This is a genomic window from Micromonospora sp. NPDC049139, assembly GCF_055586845.1.
In genome coordinates this window covers 155,840-175,333 of sequence record NZ_JBVJHK010000018.1, presented here as the reverse complement: position 1 = coordinate 175,333, position 19,494 = coordinate 155,840, and the positions used below count along the sequence as shown (strand labels likewise).

Below are 19,494 nucleotides of genomic sequence, written 5' to 3'. Positions count from 1 at the left end.
AACGGGTTCAGTTGACCGGTACTAATAGGCCGAGGACTTGACTACTAAGCTGCTACGCGTCCACTGTGCAACTCTCGATGAACGAACAACAGACCCCGTGTGGTGTTGTTTGATATGTCGATAGAGTTACGGCGGTCATGGCGGAGGGGAAACGCCCGGTTACATTCCGAACCCGGAAGCTAAGCCCTCCAGCGCCGATGGTACTGCACTCGGGAGGGTGTGGGAGAGTAGGACACCGCCGGACAATCTTTCGTTCAGGGCCACCCCTTTCGGGGTGGCCCTGAACGCATTTTGGTCGAGGCCGGGCCCGTCAGCGGCGGGGACGCCGGGGGCCGGCGAGCCGCAGGGCGTTGCAGACGTCGACGACACCGCGCACGTCCCAGGCGATCTCGGCGGCCACCTGCCGGGCGTCCGGGCCCGCCACGACGCCCGTGAGGATGACGACCCGGTTCTGCGCGGTCACCACGATCTGCTGGCCGCGCGTGGACCAGTCGCTGCTCAACCGTTGGGCGACCAGCGCGGCCAACCGGGCGTCCTCGTCGTCGGGCGCCGGCCGGGGCGGCTCGGGACGGAACGCGCCCTCGTCCGGGTGCGGCCAGGGCATGAGCATGTGGGCGTCCTCTCGCCGGAGTGCGGGTGCGGGGTGACGGGGCCGGCTCAGCGGGACGGCGTGTCGGCCGGCGCCGGGTGACCGGACCGGCCGGCCACGGTGGCCGTCAGCCCGGCGGGCTCGCCCGCCCCGGCCGGAGAGAGCCGCCGGACGGCCTCCTCGGGGCTGACGAAGATCGGGAACAGGCCGTCCAGCCGCATGGTGTGCAGGACGGTGAGGATGAAGCGGGACGGGGCGGCGAGGCAGAGCACGGCACCGCGTTCGCGGGCGTCGCGGTGGGCCCGGACGAGCAGGCCGAGCCCGTTCGCGTCGATCAGGTGGACCCGGGTCAGGTCGACCACGACGTGCCCGCAGACGTCGACCGCCTGCCGCAGCGCGGTCCGCAGGTCGTCGGTGATGTCGACGTCGATGTCACCGGAGGCGGTCGCCACCGCGACGTCGTCGAGGTGGTCCACCCCCAGCACCCCACCGGCCACCTGGGCGTCGCGACCGGCCTCGCCGCCGCGCCCGGCGGCCGCGCCGAGGAGGCTGCAGCGGGGGCAGCGGTGCGGGCCCGTCGCGAAGGGCGAGCCGCTCCAGCCGTGCTCGGCGACCAGGGTCCAGACGACCTCGGCGTCCGGCAGGACGCAGGCGGTTCCCGTCGTCACGTCTCCGCAGCTGTCGCAGATCAGCGTCATCGAGTTGTCGTCCGGTACGACGGTCATGGGGTCTTCCTCCACGGGAGGTCGGGCGAGGCGAAGCGCCGGTCCGCGACCGGCGGCGTCGGGTTGGAATCGAGGTCCGGCCGCGTCCGGCAGGCCGGCACGGGCGGGCGGCGGGGGCCAGCCGTGGCGGCCACGAGAGCGACGCCGAGGACGGCGGAGCCGGCCGGGACGGCCAGGCGCCACAGGCCGGACCAACCGGTGTCGAGGCCGACGATGCGGGCCAGGATGACGCCGAGGACGGCGGTGACGATCCCGGTCACCAGGGCCAGCCAGGCCGGCACCTCCCGCCGGCGGGGGAGCGCCAGCCAGCCCGTCGCGGCGACGAGGAGACCCACGGCGAGTGCGGTGAGGAGACCGGCGACGGTCATCTGCTCCCTCCTCCGCAGGACCGGTCGGCCGACGGCTGCCGCTCCGGCGGGCCCGGCCCGACCGCCGTGACCGGCGGGCCGGCCCGGTGTCGTACACCACCCTGGTTGGCGCCCGTGGCGCGGGCCACGCGGTTGTATGACAGTTGCGTGACAAAACCGTCGAACGCCGGACACGGTTGGGCGCTCGCGCCCGCCTTGGGGATGATGCGGGTATGACGGGCGTGCTGGTGATCGAGGACGACGACCGGATCCGTCTGGCGCTGCTGCTCGCGCTCGAGGACGAGGGCTACGCCGTCCGGGGGGCGGCCACGGCCGAGGAGGGGCTGCGGATGCAGCGCCGGGAGCCGGCCGACAACGTGCTGGTCGACCTGATGCTGCCGGGCCTCGACGGCTTCGAGTGCATCCGGCAACTGCGCCGCGACGACGACGTACCCATCGTGGTGGTCAGCGCCCGCGACGACACCCACGACATCGTGGCGGCGTTGGAGGCCGGCGCCGACGACTACGTGGTCAAGCCGGTGGCGGTCAAGGAGTTGTCGGCGCGACTGCGGGCGCTGCGCCGGCGGGCCCGGGCGGTGCCCGCGCCCGTGCCGGTCCTCACGTTCGGCCCCTTGGAGATCAGCCCGGACGCGGGGGAGGTGCGTCGGGCCGGCCGACCGGTGCCGGTGACCCGCACCGAGTTCCGGTTGCTGTGCGAGCTGGCCGAGCACGCCGGCCGGGTGCTGTCGCGCCAGCAGCTGCTCCAGCGGGTCTGGGGCTACGACACCGGTGACGAGCGGCTCGTCGACGTGCACGTGGGCCGGCTGCGACAGAAGATCGAGGACGACCCGGGCAGCCCCCGGCACCTGGTCACCCTGCGCGGCCTCGGCTACAAGCTGACCCGGTGAGGCGGCTCGGGCTGCGGGCCCGGGTGTCCGCCGGATTCGCCGTCGGCGCGCTGCTGCTGTCGGCGTCCATGGCGCTGGTCTCGTACGAGTTGACCCGGCGGTCCCTGCTCGACGAGCGGGAGCGCACCGCGGTGCGGGCGGCGTACTTCGACGCGGCGGTGGTGCGTACCGGGCTGGACACGGAGGACCCCGACGTCGTGGAGGTGCTGCGGTCCCTCGACACCGGCGGCAACCGCCGACCGCTGTTGCACCGCGGCGACGACTGGTACGCCCGCAACGCCGACGCCGGCCTGACCGCCGCGATCCCGGGCGACCTGCAACAGCTCGTCCGGGCGGGGGAGCCGGCCGTGCAGCGGGTGCGGGTCAACGGCCAGCCCACCCTGCTCGTCGGCCTGCCGCTGGCCCCGTCCATCAGCTACTACGAGCTGACCTCGCTGCGCGAGCTGGACGAGACCCTCCAGGTCCTGGCGCTCGCGCTGACCGCCGTCGCCATCGTGGTCGCCGGCTCCGGCGCCGCCCTGGGCTGGTACGCCACCCGGCACAGCCTGCGCCCGTTGACCGCCGTGGCCGACGCGGCCCAGGAGATCGCCGATGGCAACTTCTCCGCCCGGCTCGCGCCGACCACCGACCCGGACCTCACCCGCCTCTCCACGTCGTTCAACCACATGGTCGACCAGCTCTCCCAGCGCATCGAGCGGGATCGCCGCTTCGCCGCCGACGTCAGCCACGAGCTGCGCTCGCCGCTGCAGACCCTGGCGGCGGCGGCCAGCGTCCTGGCCCGCCGCCGGGAGCACCTCGACGACCGGACCGCCACCGCGGCCGGCCTGGTGGCCGACGAGATCACCCGGTTCCAGCAACTGGTCAACGACCTGATCCAGCTCGCCCGCAGCGACCAGCCGGCGGACCGGAGGCCGGTCGACGTGGCGGCGCTGGCCCGTCGGGTGTGCCAGGCGCGCGGGCTGCCGGGCGCGCTCGTGCACGCGGCCGGCGGGGCCGCCACGACCTGGCTGGTCGACCAGCGCCGCGTCGAGCAGATCCTGGCCAACCTGGTCGACAACGCGGTCCGCCACGGCGGTGGCCCGGTGGCGGTGCGGCTGTCGCAGCGGGGCGGGACGGGGATCGTCGAGGTCGACGACGAGGGACCGGGCGTGCCCCCGGCCGACCGGGACGTCGTCTTCGACCGTTTCGTCCGTGGCCGCGCCGCGCACGCCCGCGCGGCCGGCGACGGCACCGGCCTCGGGCTCGCCATCGTCGCCCAGCACGCCGCCGCGCACCGGGGACGCGCCGGTGTGGGCGACCGTCCCGGCGGGGGCGCCCGCTTCCGGGTCGAGCTGCCCGGGGTGTCGTCGTGAGCCGCCGGGCGCGCTGGCCGGGACGGTGGCGGGGTGCCGGTGCTGCGCTCGTCGCCCTCGGGCTGCTCGTCGGCTGCGGCGTCCCGACGGAGGACGCCCCCCGCACCGTGGCGCCCCCGCCCGGGCCGTTCCCCACCTCGGGCACGGTCGTGGCGACCCCGACCCCGACCCTGACGGCGGGGCGGGCGACGGCGGTGCTCTGCTTCGTCCGCGACGACCGTCTGGTGCGCGTCGAGCGCCGGGTGGACGCCACGCCCACCGTCGACGCCCAGCTCCAGCAACTGCTCGCCGGCCCGACCGCCGCCGAGCGCGACAGCGGCCTCAGCACCGCCCTGCCGGGGGCCGTCGCGGCCGCCGTCGCCCGGCCCCGGGGCACCGAGGTCGAGGTCGACGTCGGTGAGGCCGGCGACGAGACGGGCCGCAGCGACGAGGTCCTCGCCTTCGGCCAGATCGTCTGCACCCTGACCGCCCGCTCCGACGTCGACACCGTGGCGTTCCTGCGGGGTGGGGCGCCGCTCGGGGTGCCGCGCGCCGACGGGTCGCTGTCCCGGCGCCCCCTCACCGTCGCCGACTACGCCGACCTCGTCGCGCCCCGGTGACGGCCGGCCTCCCCGCCTGGCCGACCTCGCCGCGCGGGGCGTGCGCCGGCTGATGGTGGAGGGCGGGCCGACCGTGCTCGCGCAGTTCCTCACCACCGGCCTCGCCGACGAGTTGCACCTGGTGGTGGCCCCGTTCTTCGTCGGCGACGGCCGGTTCCCGTGGCACCCCGGCCGCCGCGCCCGGGTGGCGGAGGCCCGCCAGATCGGCGACGTGGTGCTGATCCGCTACGCCCTCTCGGCGCGGGAGCGCCTCCGGCGGTCAGCGGCGCGCCTCGAACGACTCCCGGTCGAGGAACATCAGCCGGGCCCGCTTGTCGGGCAGGTCGATCAGCGGGCCGGCGACGAAGCCGGTCCGCAGCAGCCGGTCCACCGCCTTGTCGTTGCGCGCGTCCGGCTCCATCACGATCCGCCGGCGCAGCGGGTCGGCGAAGACGAAGCCGAGGAACACGCCCAGCAGCGCGCCCGTGAAGCCCCGCTCGGTCGTGGTCGGCGGGCCGATCAGCAGGTGCGCCCCGTGGTCGCCGGGCCGGACGTCGTAGCACTGGCCGACCGGGTCGGCCGCCGGCTCGTACGTCTGGAACAGCGCGACCGGCACGCCGTCGCGGTGCACGAGCCACGCGTGGTGGGTGGTCAGCGAGTCCAGGTAGCGGTAGATCTCGGCGACCCGCTCGCGACCCGCGTCGCGCATGCCCCAGAACCGGGCCCGTTCCTCGCTGACCCAACCGTGGATCAGGTCGATGTCGGTGTCCGGGTCGACGGGGCGGATCGTGACCCGGCCGAACCCGTCGACGTCCTCTCCGTGGGTGTTGGTCGCCTCACGCATCGCGCCCACCGTACGACGATTCCGGTCGATGCGCGGGGATGTGGCCCCCGCGCGGCGCCCGGCCGACGCGAGGCGGCAGCTCAAGCGGGTTCCCGCCGGCGACCGCGACCGCCGGGGCCCGGCGGCGGGCGGCGGGGACGACCAGGGGGGTGCCGGTCTCCGGGTCGTCGATGACCCGGCAGGGCAGCCGGAAGACCTCCTCGACCAGCTCCGCGGTGACCACCTCCCGGGGCGGGCCGGCGGCGACCACCCGCCCGTCGCGCATCGCGATCAGGTGCGTCGCGTAGCGGGCGGCGTGGTTGAGGTCGTGCAGCACTGCCACCAGGGTGCGGCCCTGCTCCTCGTGCAGCCGGGCGCAGAGGTCGAGGATCTCGATCTGGTGGGCGATGTCCAGGTAGGTGGTCGGCTCGTCCAGCAGCAGCAGGGGCGTCTGCTGGGCCAGCGCCATCGCGATCCACACCCGCTGCCGCTGCCCGCCGGACAGTTCGTCGACCGGTCGGTCGGCCAGGTCGGCCACCCCGGTCGCGGCCATCGACTCGGCGACCACCCGCTCGTCCTCGCGCGACCACTGCCGCAGCAGCCCCTGGTGCGGGTACCGGCCGCGCGCGACGAGTTCGGCGACGCCGATGCCGTCCGGGGCGACGGACGTCTGCGGCAGCAGGCCGAGGGTGCGCGCGACGCCCCGGGCCGGCAGCCGGTGGATGTCCTCCCCGTCCAGCAGCACCGCCCCGGCCGTCGGCTTCAGCAGCCGGGACAGGGCGCGCAGCAGGGTCGACTTGCCGCAGGCGTTGGGGCCGATGATGACGGTGAAGGAGCGGTCGGGCACGGCGACGCTCAGGTCCTCGGCGATGGTCCGCCGTTCGTAGGCGAGGGTCATCGCGTTGCCGCTCAGCCGGGACTGCATGCTCCGTGCTCCGTTCTCGTCGTGGGTGGCCCGCCGGCCGTGCGCGGTCACAGCCGGCCGGCCCGGCGTTCGGTGGCGAGCAGCCAGATCAGGTAGGCGCCGCCCAGCACCCCGGTCACCACGCCCACCGGCAGTTGGTGCCCGGGGAACGCGCGTACCGCGAGCTGGTCGGCGGCGACCAGCAGCACCGCCCCGACGGCCGCCGACGGCAGTAGGTTCGGCCCCGGCGCCCGGGTCAGCCGACGGGCCAGGTGCGGCGCGGTGAGCGCCACGAAGTTCACCGGCCCGGCGGCGGCCGCGGCGAGGGAGACCAGCAGCACCGCCGCCGCCAGCACGACCAGGCGCACCCGCTCCACGCGTACGCCGAGGGCGGAGGCGGTGTCGTCGCCCATCTCGATCAGGCGCAGGGCCGGCCCGAAGCCGACCAGCAGCACGGGCACCAGCACCGCCAGCGCGACCAGCAGCGGCAGCGCGTTGACCCAGCCGCGCCCGTCCAGGCTGCCGGTGAGCCAGAGCACGGCGCGGGCGGCGTCCATCAGCTGGGCCCGGGTCAGCAGCCAGCCGTTGACGCCGGTGAGGATCGCCATGGTGCCGATGCCGACCAGGATCAGCCGGAACCCGTGCACGCCGCGCCGCCAGGCGAGCGCGTACACCAGGATGCCGGTGGCGAGGCCGCCGACCACCGCCGCCGAGGCCAGCAGCATGCTGCTGCCGCCGAGCACCACCACGACCAGCGCGCCGGTCGACGCGCCCTGGGTGAAGCCGAGCATGTCGGGGCTGCCCAGCGGGTTGCGGACCAGCGACTGGAAGACCGCGCCGGCCAGCGCGAGCGCGGCGCCGACGCAGAGCGCGGTCACCAGCCGGGGCAGCCGCAGCTCGGTGACGATGAACTCCTCGGCCGGGCTGCCCCGGCCGGCGAGGGCCCGCAGCACGTCGGCGGGGCTCATCGGGTAGTCGCCGCTGCCGATGGCGAGCACGCTCAGCGCCAGGGCGAGCACCACGCAGGTGAGGCCGACGGCGACGGCGCGGGGGCGCAGCCGCAGGGACACGCCGCCGGGGGTGCGGATGGTGATCACGGGTGGGCCACCCGCCCGCGCAGCACCAGCCAGAGGAAGAGTGGCCCGCCCGCCACGGCGGTCACCATGCCGACCTGGAGCTCGCCCGGCCGGCTCAGCACCCGGCCCAGCACGTCGGCGCCGAGCAGCAGCACCGGGGCGAGCACCGCGCAGTACGGCAGCAGCCAGCGCAGGTCCGGCCCGGTGAGCGCGCGGACCAGGTGCGGCACCAGCAGACCGACGAAGACGATCGGCCCGCAGGCCGCCGTGGCGGCGCCGCAGAGCAGCGTGATCGCCACGATGACGGTGCCCCGGACGAGGGCCGGCCGGGCGCCGAGCGCGCGCGCCGCGTCGTCGCCGAGCGCCAGCGCGTTGAGCGCGCGGGTGGCGGCCAGGGCGACCAGCAGGCCCGCCGCGACGAACGGCGCGATCGTGCGCACGGTCGATGCCTCGGCGCCGGCGAGTGAGCCGACCGTCCAGAACCGCAGCCGTTCCAGCGACGCCGTGTCGAGCAGCATCACCGCGCTGACGTACGAGTAGAGGGTGGCGTTGAGCGCCGCGCCGGCCAGCGCCAGCCGGGCGGGGGTGGCCCCGCGCCCGCCGCCGACGAGGTAGACGGCGGCGGTGACGACGGCCGCGCCGAGCAGCGCGAACCAGACCTGGCCGCCGACGCCGCCGATGCCGAGCAGCGCCGCCGCGCTGGCCACCGCCGCCGAGGCGCCGGCGTTGATGCCGAGCAGCCCGGGGTCGGCCAGCGGGTTGCGGGTCAGCGCCTGCATCACCGCGCCGGCCACGCCGAGCGCCGCGCCGGCGAGCAGGCCGAGCAGCGTGCGCGGCAGCCGCATCCGGTGCACGACGGCGTACTCGGCGGCGTCGCGGTGCAGCAGGCCCTGCCACACGTCGGTGAGCGGGAGCTGCTTGGCGCCCACGGCGATGCTGAGCACCGTGACGGCGACGAGCAGCAGCACCGACGCCGCGAGGCCGGTGGCCCGCAGCGCGGCGCGGCCACGCCGGGGCGTGACGGGCGGTGCCGGTGGCGCGCCGATGCGTGAGGTGAGGGTGGCGGACAGTGTGGGCTCCGATGTGGTGCGTGATTCCGGGCGGGGCTTGACAGCGATTTAGGTTAGGTTAACCTAACCCCGCTGTCCATGGTCCTTCGCCCGACCCTGATCGAAAGACATCGCCATGCCGCATCCCGTGTCCGCCCGCCGACTCTCCCGCCGGGGCCTGCTCGCCGCCGGTGGCGCCGCCACCCTGGCCGCCCTGCTCGCCGGCTGCGGCCGGGACGACGACTCCGCCCCCGCCGCAGCCGGCTCCGGCGGACCGTGGTCGTTCACCGACGACCGCAACGAGAAGGTGAGTGCCGCCAACCGCCCGACCCGGGTGGTCGCCTTCACTGGGGTCGCCGCGGCGCTGGTCGACTTCGGACTCGACAAGCAGATCGTCGGCGTGTTCGGTGAGACGAAGCGCGCCGACGGCACCGCCGAGCCGCAGGCCGGCGACCTGAACGTGGACGCCGTGCAGGTCCTCGGCAACGTCTGGGGCGAGTTCAGCCTGGAGAAGTACGCCGCCCTGCGACCGGAACTGCTCGTCACCCACATGTACGACCCGGGCGCACTGTGGTACGTGCCGGACGAGAGCAAGGACAAGATCCTCCCGCTCGCCCCCAGCGTGGCGATCACCACCGCCCGGGTGCCGATGACCAAGCCGATCGAGCGGTACGCGCAGCTCGCCGAGTCCCTCGGCGCCGACCTGTCCGCGAAGAAGGTCACCGACGCGAAGGCCCGCTTCGAGGCCGCCGCCGAGGCGGTCCGCCAGGCGGTCAGGGCGAACCCGGGCATCAAGGTGCTGGCCTCCTCCGGCAGCCCCGACCTGTTCTACGTCTCCAACCCGAAGGTCAGCACCGACCTGATGTACTTCGCCGAGCTGGGCGTGGAGATCGTCGTCCCCACCAAGCTGGAGGCCGGCGACTACTTCGAGGCCCTCAGCTGGGAGAACGCGGGCAAGTTCCCGGCCGACCTGATCCTGCTCGACAACCGCAGCACCGCCCTGCAGCCCAAGGACATGGCCAGCAAGCCGACCTGGCAGCAACTCCCGGCGGTCAAGGCCAACCAGATCACCCCGTGGGACGCGGTGCCCCGCTTCTCGTACGCCGGCGCCGCGCCGCTGCTGGAGAACCTGGCCACCGCCATCCGGAACGCGAAGAAGGTGACCGCGTGACCACGGCGGTCGCCCTCCAGTACCGCTTCTACGCCGCGCAGGTCGTCGGCGCACGGCGGATCGGCGCCTCCCTGATCCGGGTCACCCTCGGCGGGCCGGACCTGGCCGACTTCGCCGGCGGCGGCCGGGACCAGAGCGTCTCCCTGTTCCTGCCGCACCCCGGCCAGCCCGCGCCGGTGCTCCCGGTCGAGGCGGGGGAGGACTGGTTCGGCGCGTACCGGGCGATGGACCCCGACGTGCGCGCGGTGATGCGCTCCTACACCATCCGGGAGCAGCGGCCCGAGCTCGCCGAGGTGGACATCGACTTCGTCGGCCACGGCGACACCGGCCCCGCCTCCCGCTGGGCGGGGCACGCCCTGCCGGGCGACCGGGTGGTGCTGCTCGGCCCGGCCGTGCGCGACAACCGCAGCGTCTGCTTCCGCCCCCCGGCCGGCACCGACTCCGTGCTGCTCGTCGCCGACGAGACCGCCCTGCCCGCCGCCGCCGGCATCCTGGCCTGGCTGCCCGCCGACGCCCGGGTCCGGGCCTGGATCGAGGTCCCCGACGTGGCGGACATCCAGGAGCTGCCCACCGCCGCGCGCGCCGAGGTGAGCTGGGTCGTCCGGGGTGGCACCGCCCCCGGCAGCACCCTGCTGGCGGACGCGGTCCGCGCCGCGCGGCTGCCGGCCGGCACCCCGTACGCCTGGGTCGCCGGCGAGTCGTCGATGGTGCGCGCGGTGCGGCGGCACCTCGTCGGCGAGCGCGGCATCGACCGGCGGCACGTCACGTTCTCCGGCTACTGGCGTCGCGGCGCCTCGGAGGAGGACCTGCGCGCCGAGGCGACCGCCGCGGCCGTCGCCTGACGGTCGGCGGCGGCACAGCTGCGGTTCCGGCGCCGCCCGGTGGACCGGGCGGCGCCGGGTCAGAACTCCTGGTACATCACGTGCAGGCCGACCCGGCCGAGGGTGGGGTGCGCGAACGCGCCGGGCACGGTGCCGACCACGGTGAAGCCCTCGCGCCGGTACAGCTCGACGGCCGAGGTGTTCGTCTCGACCACCGCGTTGAACTGCATGCCCGCGTACCCCCGGTCGCGGGCCCAGTCGAGCGCGTGCCGGCACAGCGCGGTGCCCACGCCCCGGCCGCGCGCCGCGCGGTCGACCATGAAGCTCGCGGTGGAGACGTGCGACCCCGGCCCGGGGCGGTTGGTGCCCATCTTGGCGGTGCCGAGCACCCGGTCGCCGTCGACCGCCACCACGGTGCGGCCCGGCGCGGCCTCCACCCACATGTCGTACGCCTGCTCGGCGGTCATCTCCGGGTCGTAGGGGAAGGTCTCCCGCGCCCGCACCACCTCCCGGACGATCGGCCACACCTGGGCCCAGTCGGCCTCGTCGAACTCGCGGATCAGCACGCCGGCACCCTAGGGGGCCGCCACCGGGTCGGCAAGGCGTTTCCGGCGGGACCGGACCGCGCACGACAGCGTGTCGCCGCCGCCTCGCGGAGGGCTGACGTGTAAGGAGGGGTCCCTTCCTAACGCAATGCGTTAGGAAGGGACCCCTCCTTAGGCGCCGCCGGACTCGGCACCCGGTCACGCCGCTACAGCGGTGCGGGCAGGGGGTCCTCCTCGGAGGCGGCGCGCGGGCCGGGGGCGGCCCACGGCGTTCCGCGCCCCGGCCAGGGCGAACACGCTACGGGTCAGCGCGAGGGCCCCGGCCACCACGGCGACGGCCACGGCGGCGTGACCGATGTCCGGTGTCCAGAGCATCAGCGTGCCCAGGCCGCCGCCCACGGACGAGGGCAGCACCCAGAGCACGGCAACGGCCAGCGCCGCCCAGCCGACCGCCCAGGCGGCGGCCGCGACCAGCGCCTTTCTGCCCGGCGGAGGACCGGTGCGGCGCCGACGCACTCCGCCGAGCACCGTACCGACCAGGACGACCACGAGTAGGCCGGCGACGCCGAACAGCGCGGGGGCGACCGAGAGCAGGAGGGTGTCGTTCGCCGCTGGTGCGGTCGGAGCGCCGAGCAGAATTCGCGCGATGTCGAAACCGGCCGAGGCGAGCGCCGGGTCGGCGGCCGGGTGGTAGAGGTTGGCCAGCACGATCACGGCCAGCTCGGAGTCGGGCACCAGCACGACGTGGGCGAAGTAGCCCGGGGTCGCGCCGGCGTGCCAGACCAGCCGTGCGCCGTTGCCCGCCAGCGTCGTGTCGCGCCAGCCCAGGGCGTACCGGCCGCCGCTGCCGATGGCGGCCTGGCCGAGGTGCGACTGCGCGACGCCGGCGGCCGACAGCAGTTGGGACTCCCCGTGCCGGCCGCCGTTGAGCTGGGCGATCGCGAAGTGGCCGAGGTCGGCGAGGCTGGCGGTCAGGTAGCCGTACGGGACGCCGGAGGTGTCGTACGGCGGGTCGAAACCCTGCGGTCGACCGAGGTAGCGGCGGTGGCCGGCGGGCAGGCCAACCCGCTCCGCCTCGGCGGCGGTGGCCGCCGTCTGCCGCATCCGCAACGGATCGAAAACGGTGCGACGCAGGTGGTCGGCGAAGGTGCGACCGGTGACCTCCTCGACGAGCGCACCGAGCACCATGTAGTTGCCGTCGCTGTACCGGTGTTTCGCACCCGGCGGCCCGACGAGCGGCACGTCGGCGAGGTCCCGTACCGACCGGGCCAGCCCGCCGGGGGTGTTGTCGTAGCGGTCGGTCAGGCCCCTGGTGGCGACCTCGGGCAGCCCGCTGGTCTGGGTGAGCAGGTGCCGGACGGTGATCCGTGCGGTCGCCGTCGCGTCGCCCAGCCGCAACCAGGGCACGTACGCACGCGCCGGCGCGTCGAGGTCGATCCGGCCTGCCTCGGCGAGCTGCAGCACCGCCAGCGCGGTGAACGGTTTGCTCACCGAGCCGAGCAGGAAGGGTGTCTGCGCGGTCACCGGCGCGCCGTCGCCGGTGACTCCGGCGGCGTGTTCCTGCACGACCCGGTCCCCGCGTACGACGGCCGCCGCGAGCCCGGGTATGCGGTTGGTGTCCCGGTAGCGGTCCAGGTACGCCTGCACCCGGGCGGTCTCGTCCTCGGCGGCGTGTGCCGGGATTCCGCCGGCGGTCGCCAGGCAGACGACCGCGGCCAGGACGGCGACGGTACGTCGTAGCTGATGTCTCACTGTGCTCTTCCTGTCTGTGGGATTCCGGTTCAGCCGATCTGGCTGAGCAGGCGCTCCAGCTCGGTCAGACGTGCCCTGACCTGCGCCAACTCCGTGTGGGTCGCCTGGACGTCCGACCGCAGGCCGGTCAGCTCCGCGGTCGTCTGCCGCGCGTTCTCGGCCAGCCGGGCCTGCGCGTCGCCGGCCTGCTCGGCGAGGGCGCGGTACTGCGCCTCCCGAGCGGCGGCGTGCCGGGCCCGGTAGATGCCCAGCGCCACGAACGCCACGATCGCCACCAGGGCGATCAACAGAACCGTCCATGTGACGATCGCTACCTGGGCGATGTCGTCCTCGGCTGCTGCTGTGATCACTTCTTGTCCTTTCCGAAGCCACCGGCTTCCAACGTCGGTACGGCGGCCGCGACCGTCGCGGGTGTCAGCGTCAGCGCGAACGGAACCACCTCGAACCACTTCACCGAGTTGCCGTCGGGCGCCGTCTCCAACGAGCCGGTGACGAGCCCGGCGGCCTCCAGCCGCTGCAGATGCATGTAGAGCAGGGGCCGGTTCATCTCCAGGCGCCGCGCCAGTGCGCTGACGTAGCTGCGGCCCTCGGCGAGCGTGGCGATGATCCGCAGTCGGTGCGGACTCGCGAGCGCGGCGAGCGCGGCGAGCAGTTCCTCCCCGTTCGGCTGCGTCTCGTCCATCACCTGCACCTTTCCGGGTGTCAGAAATCAATGACACCCCCCTGTCAGAAGATACTGACATGGGAGGGGCGAAAGCGCCAGCGAACAGTGTTCGACGCCACCGTCGTCCGCGCCCAGGCCCCGTGATCCGGTCGGCTCCCGGCCCGGCGACCGAGGACATCGCGATCTTCCGGGGCAGGCCGAATCCCTGCCGCCGTCGGGCGAGCGGAGCGTCACACCGCGACCGCGTCAGCTCCCGGCGAGGCCGGCGAGGTCGCGGCGGAGCAGGTCGGCCGGGAGGCGTGCCGCCGCGGGTCGGTGCGCGCCCTGATGCCCCGGCTCGGCATCGCCACCGTGCGCCGGCCGGGGCCGAGGGACGCCCGGAGGCAGCCGGCCACGTCGTCGGCGGTGGGCGTCCGCTGCGTGGGGCCGGGCCTGCTCACCGGCAGCGCCGCCGGACCAGGCCGGTACGGCGGCCGCCGCCCGGCCGTCCCGTCGACCCGCCGCCGTCCCGGCCCGGGCGCGCCCACCCTCGGCCGTGCGGCGGGCGGCTCAGCCGAGGCGCACCTGCGCCGGCCGTTCGGGCCGGGGGGCACCGTCGAGCGTGGTGACGGCCGGGGCGACGGGCCGGGCCGGCACGATCGGGGCGTCCCGGCCGGTGCCCCGGTGGCCGTTTCCGTCGTGGCTCGACTCCTCGTGGTAGTCCTGCTCCACGTTGACCGACCAGACGTCGTGGTTCGTGCCGCAGGCGATGTTCTCGGCGGTCAGCATCGCCGTCAGCATCGAGTGGTCCTGGTTGTTGTAGCGGTGCATGCCGTTGCGGCCGACCGGGTGCACGTTCGGCACCTCCCGCGCCAGCCAGTCCCGGATCACGCCCACGTTGCGCTGGTAGCGCTCGTCGTAGACCGGGTAGGCCTTCGGCATCCGCACCACGTACCCGGCCTCGACGACGCCCGGCCGGACCAGGCCGAGTCGCTCCAGCTCGGCCGTCGCGGCGGCGACCAGCTCGGCGTCCGGCGTACGCCAGGTCTCGTCGTCCTCGAAGACGAAGTACTCCAGGCCGAGACAGGTGCGGCCGTCCTTGACCAGGTGCGGCGACCACGACCCGAAGTTCTGGATCCGGCCGACCTTGACCGCCGGGTCGTGCACGTAGATCCAGTTGTCGGGGAACGAGAACTCCTCGGGCACCACGAGCGCGACGGTCAGGAAGTCCCGGTACCGCAGGTCGGCCGCGGCGGCCAGCACCTCCGGCGGGGCGGCCGGGCGCAGCGCGGCCACCAGTTCCGAGATCGGCATCGAGGAGACGACGTGCTCGGCGGGCTCGGTCCGCTGCCCGCCCACCCCGTTGACGGTGACCGCCACCGCCCGCCGGCGCGTCGGGTCGCGGTGCACAGCGGTCACCCAGCTGCCGGTCTCCACCCGGCCGCCGCGCCGGCGGACCTCCTCGGCGCAGCGTTCCCACATCATCCCCGGGCCGAGCTTCGGATACTGGAACTCCTCGATCAGGCTGGTCACGTCCTTGCGGTTGCGCCGGGGCAGCACGGCGTTGCGCACCGCCTTGGCCAGCGACAGGTTCTTGATCCGCTGCGCGGCCCAGTCGGCCTGCAACCGGTCGGCCGGCATCCCCCAGACCTTCTCGGTGTACGTCTTGAAGAACATCGAGTACAGCCGCCAACCGAACCGGGCCGAGACCCAGCCCTCGAAGTGCGACTGGTCCTTCGGCGGGCGCAGCCGGGCCCAGGCGTACGAGCCCATGCACAGCGCCGCCTCCCGGACGCCCAGGTTGCGCAGGGCGTTCGCGGCACTCAGGGGGTAGTCGAACAGCGCGCCCCGGTAGTAGATCCGGCTCATTCGGGGCCGCAGCAGGAAGTCCTCGTCGGGCAGGATCTCGTGCCAGAACTCCTCGACCCGGGCGACCTTGGTGAAGAACCGGTGCCCGCCGATGTCGAAGCGCCACCCGTCCCGTTCGACGGTGCGGCTGATCCCGCCCACCACGTCGTCGGACTCGAACACCCGGACCGGGGCGCCCCGCCGGAGCAGCTCGTACGCCGCGGTCAGGCCCGCCGGTCCCGCGCCGATGACCACCGTGCCGCGCTGTTCGTCCATGCCGTGCCGCTCCCTGCTTCCGCCTGCCGGAGGCGGCCCGCTTACCCGGCATCGGCCCGAACTCACCCCGGATCCGGATGCCGGTTCCGCCGCCCGGCGACCTGGCCGGGCGGCCACCAGCGGCCCCGAGCGCACCGCCGGGCGGCCGGGCCGGCGCGCCGCGTACACGTGTCAAGCGCCCCGGAACGGGGATGTGGCACCGTTCTGGCGGCCGGATCGGGAGACGCGGTGATGGACAGGTGGCGGGCCGTCACGGCCGCGCGGCGGCGGGCCGGGCGCCTGCCCGCCCGGCGTGGCCACGACCTGCGGCGCGCCGCCGCGCGGGCCGCCGACCGGGTGCCGGCGCCGTGGCTGTTCGTCGTCGGCGTCTTCCTCGGCACCAAGATCGTGCTCAGCCTCGTCGGGGTGCTCGCGTTGAGCGCCTTCGACGACGTGCCGTGGGCGCCGCCGCCGGACGAGACGACGATGCGCGAGCAGCAGCGGGCGGTCTCCGGGCACCGCGGGGTCTCGCTCTGGTTCGCCTGGGACTCGTTCCTCTACGACCACCTGGCCCGGCTCCCGCTCGACGAGCCGTGGCGGGACTTCGGCTTCCCGCTGCTCTATCCGTTCCTGGCCCGGCCGCTGGCCCCGCTGCTGGGCGGCAACACCGCGCTGGCGCTGCTGCTCGTCGCCAACGTCGCGTTCCTGCTGATGCTCTACTACGCCCACCGGCTGGGCGAGCGGCTGCTCGGCGACGACGCGGCGGCCCGCCGGTTCGTCCGCTACCTGGTGCTGCTGCCGGCCGCGTTCCTGTTCCAGGCGGCGCTGACCGAGTCGCTCTTCCTCTGCCTCGCGCTCGCCGCCTTCCACTACGCCGAGCGGCGGCGCTGGCTGCTCGTGGGCGTCGTGGGGTTCTTCCTGTCGCTGAGCCGCTCGGTCGGGTTCTTCGTGGTGCTCCCGCTGGCCCTGGTGCTGCTGCGGCAGCACGGCTACCGGCTGGGCCCGCGCGCGCTGGGGGCGTACCTCCGCGCCGGTTGGCCGCTGGTGCTGGTGCCCGCCGGCTGGCTGAGCTACATGGCGTTCTGCCGGTGGCAGAGCGGCGACTGGTTCGCCTACAAGCACGCCCAGGAGAGGGGCTGGGGCATCTCCGTGCAGAACCCGCTGGGGGTGCTGTGGCACGGCCTGACCGACTCGCCGCCGCGGGACGCCCTGCGGGTGTGGTTCGCCGTCGTGGTGCTGGTGGTCCTGGTCGCGGGCGTCCACCACCTCGGGCTGCCCTACCTCACGTACGGGTTGATCATGGTCCTGGTGCCGCTGTCGATGGGCCCGCCGGTCTACAAGAGCCTGCTGCGCTACCTGCTCGCCGCGTTCCCGGTGGGCCTGGTGCTGGCCCGCTGGGCCCGGCACGCCACCGCCGACGCCTGGCTGACCGCCGCCCTCGCCCTCCTCCAGGGCGCTCTCTTCGTCACCTGGCTCGCCTACTGGACCCACTTCATCATCTGAGGGGCCCGGTGCCGTCTTCACCTGACGGGCCCTGGCTCTCTATGATCGGTTGAAAATTTCGCCGACTGCCAGGCCGGAACTGGCAAAAAGCTACGGGCGCGGAACCGCGCCGGGAAGGGCTGGCATGGCGCTGTCCGCGACCGTCCTCGCCGAGCTGCGCGGCATCGTCGGCCCGGCCCACGTGCACGACGCGGCCGGCGACCTCGTGGCGTACGCCCGGGACGCGACCCCGCTCTTCTCGCATCGGCCCGACGCGGTGGTGTTCCCCGCCGACACCGCCGAGGTCGCCGCCGTGCTGGCCCTGGCCACCCGGCACGGGGTGCCGGTGGTGCCGCGCGGCGCGGGCTCCAACCTGTGCGCCGCGACCGTGCCGCTGCACGGCGGGATCGTGCTGGTGCTGACCCGGCTGAACGCGATCCTGGAGGTCAGCGCCGACGAGCTGCTGGCCCGGGTGCAGCCCGGCGTGACCAGCGCCGCGCTGGCCGACGCCGCCGCGGCGCGCGGCCTGCTCTGGGCACCCGACCCGGGCAGCCGCACCGTCGCGACCGTCGGCGGCACCATCGCCACCTGTGCCGGCGGGCTGCGCGGGCTGAAGTACGGGGTGACCCGCAACTACGTGCTGGGCCTGGAGGCGGTGCTGCCCACCGGCGAGGTCATCCGCACCGGCGGCCGGCTGTGGAAGGACGTCGCCGGGTACGACCTGACCCGGCTGCTCACCGGCTCCGAGGGCACCCTCGCGGTGATCACCGAGGCGACGGTGGCGCTGCTGCCCGCGCCCGCGTCGAGTAACACCGGGGTCGCCTACTTCCCGACGCTCGCCGAGGCGGGGGAGGCCGTCGCCCGGGTGATCCGGGCCGGCGTGGTGCCGGCGACGCTGGAGTTCCTCGACCGGGCCTGCATCACGGCGGTGGAGGACTTCGCCCACCTGGGGCTGCGCGCCGACGCGGGAGCGCTGCTCCTCTTCGGCGACGACGGCCCGCCGGACCTGGTCGCCACCCACCTCGACCGGATCGGCGCGGCCTGCGTCGACGCCGGCGCGGTGGAGGTCACCACCGCCCGCGAGGTCGCCCAGGCCGAGGCGCTGCTGGCCGCCCGCCGCTGCGCGCTGCCGGCGCTGTCCCGCCGGGGCGGGGTGACGATCCTGGAGGACGCCACCGTGCCCCGGCCGCGCATCGCCGAGATGGTCGACCGGATCGACGCGATCGCCGTCCGGCACGACGTCGCCATCGCCACCTTCGGCCACGCCGGGGACGGCAACCTGCACCCCACCTGCGTCCTCGACTCCGCCGAGGACCACGACGCGGTACGCCGGGCCGAGGCGGCCTTCGCCGACGTCTTCGCCGCCGCCCTCGACCTGGGCGGCACCATCACCGGCGAGCACGGGGTGGGGGCGGCGAAGCTGCCGTTCCTCGCCGCCCGGCTCGGCGACGACCAGCTCGCCCTGCTGCGCCGGATCAAGAGCGCCTTCGACCCGGCGGGCGTCCTCAACCCCGGAAAGCTGGGCTCGTGACCGGCGACGTGTTCAACCCGGAGCAGCTGTCCCGCTGCATCTCCTGCGGGTTCTGCCTGCCGGCCTGCCCCACGTACGCGATGACCGGCGACGAGGCGTCGTCGCCGCGCGGGCGGATCACGCTGATGCGGGCGCTGCAGGACGGCACCCTGCCCCCGGACGACGACACGCTCGCCGAGCAGTCCTCGTTCTGCCTGGGCTGCCGCGCCTGCGAACCGGTCTGCCCCGCCGGCGTGGAGTACGGCAGCCTGCTGGAGCAGTGGCGGGTCCACCAGTGGCGCGGCCCGCGCCGGCCGCTGGTGGCCCGCGCGCTGATGCTGCTGGTCGAGCAGCGGTGGGTGCTGCGGCTGCTCGGCCTGGTCCGCCGCGCCGCCCACGGCCCGGCCGCCGCCCCGCCGTCCGAGCCCGGTGCTGCCGGCGGGCCCGACGCGCAGCTCATGCTGGGCTGCGTCGAGCGGGGCCTGTTCCCGGCGGTCAGCCGGGCCGCCCGGGCGCTCGACCCGGGGCTGGCCGTCCCCACCGCGCAGGGCTGCTGCGGCGCGCTGCACGCGCACAACGGCGACCTGGCCGGCGGCGAGCGGCTGGCCGAGCGCCTCGGCGAGGACCTGCCGGGCACGATCGTCACTACCTCCGGCGGCTGCGCGGCGCACCTCGCCTCCGTGCTCGGCCGGGACCGGGTGCGCGAGCTGTCCACCTGGCTCGCCGACCGGCCCGCCGGCGCGGAGCTGCGGGTGGCCGGCCGGCGCGCCCGGGTCGCCCTGCAGGACTCCTGCCACCTGCGCAACGGCCTCGGCGTCTTCGCCGAGCCGCGGGCGCTGCTGCGCCAGGTCGCCGACTACGTGGAGCTGCCCTCGGCGGCCACCTGCTGCGGCGCCGCCGGCACGTACTCGCTGCTGCGGCCGAAGGAGTCGCGGCGGATCCTGGACGCGAAGCTCGACGAGATCGAGGCCGCCGGCGTGGATCTGGTGGTGGCGGTCAACCCGGGCTGCCTGCGGCAGCTGCGCACCGGGCTGCGCCGGCGCCGGTCCCCCGTCCGGGCCGTGCACCTGGCCGAGCTGCTCACCCGCGTCGAGCCGGCGTCCCGACCGGTCTGAG

21 protein-coding genes, 1 rRNA gene and 1 pseudogene are annotated in these 19,494 nt (G+C 74.9%); 10 read left to right on the top strand and 13 right to left on the bottom strand.

The window, feature by feature from the left end; all coding sequences use genetic code 11:
* Positions 1-127: 127 nt before the first annotated feature.
* Positions 128-244: ribosomal RNA gene (rrf, locus tag ACZ6Q9_RS26570) — 5S ribosomal RNA — on the top strand.
* 66 nt (positions 245-310) lie between these two features.
* Here rrf and ACZ6Q9_RS26565 read toward each other — a convergent pair.
* Genes ACZ6Q9_RS26565 through ACZ6Q9_RS26555 form a run of 3 tightly spaced genes read right to left on the bottom strand, consistent with a single transcriptional unit; the run spans position 311 to position 1,682 of the window.
* Positions 311-610, bottom strand: coding sequence for a BON domain-containing protein (locus tag ACZ6Q9_RS26565; protein WP_396829855.1), 300 nt, complete (start codon positions 608-610; stop codon positions 311-313).
* A 47-nt stretch (positions 611-657) separates the two neighbouring features.
* Positions 658-1,314, bottom strand: coding sequence for an STAS domain-containing protein (locus ACZ6Q9_RS26560; protein WP_396829856.1), 657 nt, complete (start codon positions 1,312-1,314; stop codon positions 658-660).
* Complete coding sequence (locus ACZ6Q9_RS26555; RefSeq protein ID WP_393448469.1) at positions 1,311-1,682, bottom strand: GlsB/YeaQ/YmgE family stress response membrane protein; 372 nt, start codon at positions 1,680-1,682, stop codon at positions 1,311-1,313. The genes ACZ6Q9_RS26560 and ACZ6Q9_RS26555 overlap by 4 nt, the downstream gene beginning before the upstream one ends.
* Positions 1,683-1,894: 212 nt before the next feature.
* On the opposite strand from ACZ6Q9_RS26555, the gene ACZ6Q9_RS26550 reads away from it, so the two are divergent.
* From ACZ6Q9_RS26550 to ACZ6Q9_RS26535, 4 genes and pseudogenes are all read left to right on the top strand, one after another.
* Positions 1,895-2,569, top strand: a complete 675-nt coding sequence (locus ACZ6Q9_RS26550) for a response regulator transcription factor (RefSeq protein WP_350686351.1) — start codon at positions 1,895-1,897, stop codon at positions 2,567-2,569.
* Positions 2,566-3,921: a sensor histidine kinase gene (locus ACZ6Q9_RS26545; protein WP_396829857.1), complete on the top strand. Its 1,356-nt coding sequence runs from the start codon at positions 2,566-2,568 to the stop codon at positions 3,919-3,921. The genes ACZ6Q9_RS26550 and ACZ6Q9_RS26545 overlap by 4 nt, the downstream gene beginning before the upstream one ends.
* Positions 3,918-4,520: a GerMN domain-containing protein gene (locus tag ACZ6Q9_RS26540; RefSeq protein ID WP_396829858.1), complete on the top strand. Its 603-nt coding sequence runs from the start codon at positions 3,918-3,920 to the stop codon at positions 4,518-4,520. The genes ACZ6Q9_RS26545 and ACZ6Q9_RS26540 overlap by 4 nt, the downstream gene beginning before the upstream one ends.
* A gap of 10 nt (positions 4,521-4,530) precedes the next feature.
* Positions 4,531-4,764: pseudogene (locus ACZ6Q9_RS26535) on the top strand (RibD family protein); the annotation flags it as partial.
* Positions 4,765-4,779: 15 nt separating this feature from the next.
* Here the strand turns inward: ACZ6Q9_RS26535 and ACZ6Q9_RS26530 are convergent.
* Genes ACZ6Q9_RS26530 through ACZ6Q9_RS26515 form a run of 4 tightly spaced genes read right to left on the bottom strand, consistent with a single transcriptional unit; the run spans position 4,780 to position 8,420 of the window.
* A complete protein-coding gene (locus tag ACZ6Q9_RS26530; RefSeq protein WP_393266573.1) occupies positions 4,780-5,343 on the bottom strand; it encodes a GNAT family N-acetyltransferase in 564 nt (187 codons plus the stop codon).
* Entirely contained in the window at positions 5,336-6,247 is a 912-nt protein-coding gene (locus tag ACZ6Q9_RS26525; protein WP_396829859.1) for an ABC transporter ATP-binding protein, read from the bottom strand. The genes ACZ6Q9_RS26530 and ACZ6Q9_RS26525 overlap by 8 nt, the downstream gene beginning before the upstream one ends.
* Before the next feature lie 47 nt (positions 6,248-6,294).
* Positions 6,295-7,323 carry a FecCD family ABC transporter permease gene (locus tag ACZ6Q9_RS26520; RefSeq protein ID WP_396829861.1) on the bottom strand — a complete coding sequence of 343 codons (1,029 nt, stop codon included), beginning with the start codon at positions 7,321-7,323 and terminating at the stop codon, positions 6,295-6,297.
* Positions 7,320-8,420, bottom strand: coding sequence for a FecCD family ABC transporter permease (locus ACZ6Q9_RS26515; protein ID WP_396829974.1), 1,101 nt, complete (start codon positions 8,418-8,420; stop codon positions 7,320-7,322). The genes ACZ6Q9_RS26520 and ACZ6Q9_RS26515 overlap by 4 nt, the downstream gene beginning before the upstream one ends.
* Before the next feature lie 67 nt (positions 8,421-8,487).
* Between ACZ6Q9_RS26515 and ACZ6Q9_RS26510 the strand changes: the two genes are divergently transcribed.
* Positions 8,488-9,522 carry an ABC transporter substrate-binding protein gene (locus ACZ6Q9_RS26510; RefSeq protein ID WP_393266566.1) on the top strand — a complete coding sequence of 345 codons (1,035 nt, stop codon included), beginning with the start codon at positions 8,488-8,490 and terminating at the stop codon, positions 9,520-9,522.
* Positions 9,519-10,364 carry a siderophore-interacting protein gene (locus tag ACZ6Q9_RS26505; protein WP_393266564.1) on the top strand — a complete coding sequence of 282 codons (846 nt, stop codon included), beginning with the start codon at positions 9,519-9,521 and terminating at the stop codon, positions 10,362-10,364. Before ACZ6Q9_RS26510 ends, ACZ6Q9_RS26505 begins: the two co-directional genes overlap by 4 nt.
* Before the next feature lie 59 nt (positions 10,365-10,423).
* Here the strand turns inward: ACZ6Q9_RS26505 and ACZ6Q9_RS26500 are convergent, their stop codons facing one another.
* From ACZ6Q9_RS26500 to ACZ6Q9_RS26475, 6 genes are all read right to left on the bottom strand, one after another.
* Positions 10,424-10,909, bottom strand: coding sequence for a GNAT family N-acetyltransferase (locus ACZ6Q9_RS26500; protein ID WP_393266561.1), 486 nt, complete (start codon positions 10,907-10,909; stop codon positions 10,424-10,426).
* 177 nt (positions 10,910-11,086) lie between these two features.
* Entirely contained in the window at positions 11,087-12,640 is a 1,554-nt protein-coding gene (locus ACZ6Q9_RS26495) for a serine hydrolase domain-containing protein (RefSeq protein WP_396829862.1), read from the bottom strand.
* Between the two features lie 29 nt (positions 12,641-12,669).
* A complete protein-coding gene (locus ACZ6Q9_RS26490) occupies positions 12,670-12,990 on the bottom strand; it encodes a hypothetical protein (protein ID WP_357461682.1) in 321 nt (106 codons plus the stop codon).
* Entirely contained in the window at positions 12,987-13,322 is a 336-nt protein-coding gene (locus tag ACZ6Q9_RS26485; protein WP_357461684.1) for an ArsR/SmtB family transcription factor, read from the bottom strand. Before ACZ6Q9_RS26485 ends, ACZ6Q9_RS26490 begins: the two co-directional genes overlap by 4 nt.
* A 212-nt stretch (positions 13,323-13,534) precedes the next feature.
* Complete coding sequence (locus tag ACZ6Q9_RS26480; protein ID WP_396829863.1) at positions 13,535-13,744, bottom strand: hypothetical protein; 210 nt, start codon at positions 13,742-13,744, stop codon at positions 13,535-13,537.
* A gap of 109 nt (positions 13,745-13,853) precedes the next feature.
* Complete coding sequence (locus tag ACZ6Q9_RS26475) at positions 13,854-15,407, bottom strand: NAD(P)/FAD-dependent oxidoreductase (RefSeq protein WP_396829864.1); 1,554 nt, start codon at positions 15,405-15,407, stop codon at positions 13,854-13,856.
* A 231-nt stretch (positions 15,408-15,638) separates the two neighbouring features.
* Here ACZ6Q9_RS26475 and ACZ6Q9_RS26470 point away from each other — a divergent pair, with 231 nt between their 5' ends.
* From ACZ6Q9_RS26470 to ACZ6Q9_RS26460, 3 genes are all read left to right on the top strand, one after another.
* Positions 15,639-16,889 (top strand): hypothetical protein, encoded by a 1,251-nt coding sequence (locus ACZ6Q9_RS26470; RefSeq protein ID WP_396829865.1) that lies wholly within the window; start codon positions 15,639-15,641, stop codon positions 16,887-16,889.
* Positions 16,890-17,013: 124 nt separating this feature from the next.
* Positions 17,014-18,399: an FAD-binding oxidoreductase gene (locus ACZ6Q9_RS26465; protein WP_393266547.1), complete on the top strand. Its 1,386-nt coding sequence runs from the start codon at positions 17,014-17,016 to the stop codon at positions 18,397-18,399.
* Positions 18,396-19,493 carry a (Fe-S)-binding protein gene (locus ACZ6Q9_RS26460; protein WP_396829866.1) on the top strand — a complete coding sequence of 366 codons (1,098 nt, stop codon included), beginning with the start codon at positions 18,396-18,398 and terminating at the stop codon, positions 19,491-19,493. Before ACZ6Q9_RS26465 ends, ACZ6Q9_RS26460 begins: the two co-directional genes overlap by 4 nt.
* Position 19,494: the final 1 nt, after the last annotated feature.